Consider the following 1,699-nt stretch of genomic DNA (forward strand, 5'->3'; position numbering starts at 1 on the left):
GCCCGGTGCCGGGCGCGGCGGCGGCCACGATCACGCGGCCGGGCAGGCTGGTCAGCAGATCCCACTCGGCGGCGGAGTAGACGGCGGTGGTCAGCGGTGCGGCGCGGCGGCCGGCAGAGGACGGCTCTCCGGCGACGGAGTGGCTCATGGGGACCTCCGGCGCCAGCATATGCCCCGGATCGGAAAAAGGGCCCCTACCACCCGGAACCCGGATGAGAAGGGGCCCGTCGGTCAGCGCGGCTCGGGGAAGCTGGGCCGTTCCGGGTCGACGCCCTCGGGCACGGCCGTCGCGGCGTACTCCTTCTTGGGGACCATCACCCGACGGCGGAAGACGCAGACCAGGGTGCCGTCCTGGTTGTAGCCCCGGGTCTCCACGGAGACCACGCCCCGGTCGGGCTTGGAGGACGACTCGCGCTTGTCCAGCACGGTGGTCTCGCCGTAGATCGTGTCGCCGTGGAAGGTGGGCGCCACGTGCCGCAGGGACTCGACCTCGAGGTTGGCGATGGCCTTGCCGCTGACGTCGGGCACCGACATGCCCAGCAGCAGCGAGTAGATGTAGTTGCCGACCACCACGTTGCGCTTGAACTGGCTCGCCGTCTCGGCGTAGTGCGCGTCCATGTGCAGCGGGTGGTGGTTCATGGTGAGCAGGCAGAAGAGGTGGTCGTCGTACTCGGTGACCGTCTTGCCGGGCCAGTGGCGGTAGACCGCGCCGACCTCGAACTCCTCGTAGTAGCGGCCGAACTGCATCCTTGTCCCCTTCGACGGGCGGCGATGGAGTTCGGCACAGCATGCCTTATGGAGTGTTAAGGCGATGCGCGGGGCGCGTGGCGTGCGGAAATGTCACACCACCGCAACCGGGGGGAGACGCAATGAGCGGCGGGGCCCTCCCCGGCACCCGCCGCCCACGCTCTGATGCGGAAGATTCTGCCGTACGACAAGGCACACCGAACAGAGACGGAGGTCACATTTACCTTTTCGTAACATTACTGTGCGTGCTCGATCGACCGAGCGTCGACGCTCTCCGCACGCCAGATAGCCGCTTGTCAACCGCCTGATTGCTCATTCGCGCCGGCCAATCGTGTCGATCTCCATGGAAACGCTCCCATCACGTCCGGTCACGCAAATGCGTCGTGCACTTGCGTAACGCAACGGCCGGCGGGAACAACCACCATCGATGGGAGCGCGACCCGGGCAGCGCCGCGACGAGCACGTTTCGGCGGAGACGGGCCGGGAATTCCACGCGGTACGCCCTGGTTCCACCTGACGTAGCTATTCCGCGCCGATCGGAGACATTCATGGCAACCGTAGAGCTGACCACGGCAAACTTCGACGAGGTGACCGGCAGCGACGGCATCGTGCTCGTCGACTTCTGGGCCGAGTGGTGCGGCCCGTGCAAGCGGTTCGCCCCGGTCTACGAGCGCTCCTCCGAGAAGCACTCCGAGATCGTGTTCGGCAAGGTCGACACCGAGGCGCAGCAGGAGCTGGCCGCCAAGTTCGACATCCGGTCGATCCCGACCATCATGGCGATCCGCGACGGCGTCATCGTCTTCGCCCAGCCCGGCGCCCTGCCCGAGTCCGCCCTGGAGAACCTGATCGAGCAGGTCCAGGCCCTCAACATGGACGACGTACGCCAGAAGCTGGCCGGGCACAGCCACTGAGCCGCAGCGCCGCACGACGGCCGGGTCCCGAGGGGCCCGGC

General features: G+C 67.6%; 2 protein-coding genes. One reads left to right on the plus strand and one right to left on the minus strand.

All coding sequences use genetic code 11. The annotated features are described in order from the left end of the window. Positions 1 to 231: 231 nt before the first annotated feature. Entirely contained in the window at positions 232 to 747 is a 516-nt protein-coding gene (locus tag AB0B91_RS65715) for a MaoC family dehydratase (RefSeq protein ID WP_089002140.1), read from the minus strand. Positions 748 to 1,295: 548 nt separating this feature from the next. Between AB0B91_RS65715 and trxA the strand changes: the two genes are divergently transcribed. Next, complete coding sequence (trxA, locus tag AB0B91_RS65720; protein WP_357660142.1) at positions 1,296 to 1,658, plus strand: thioredoxin; 363 nt, start codon at positions 1,296 to 1,298, stop codon at positions 1,656 to 1,658. Positions 1,659 to 1,699 lie beyond the last annotated feature (41 nt).

The organism is Nonomuraea sp. NPDC049141, from assembly GCF_040648415.1.
Taxonomy (GTDB): Bacteria; Actinomycetota; Actinomycetes; order Streptosporangiales; family Streptosporangiaceae; genus Nonomuraea.

What these genes read in the sequence shown, in the direction of transcription:
- AB0B91_RS65715 (WP_089002140.1), bottom strand. Translation starts at nt 747, where the DNA reads ATGCAGTTCGGCCGCTACTACGAGGAGTTCGAGGTCGGCGCGGTCTAC.
- trxA (WP_357660142.1), top strand. Translation starts at nt 1,296, where the DNA reads ATGGCAACCGTAGAGCTGACCACGGCAAACTTCGACGAGGTGACCGGC.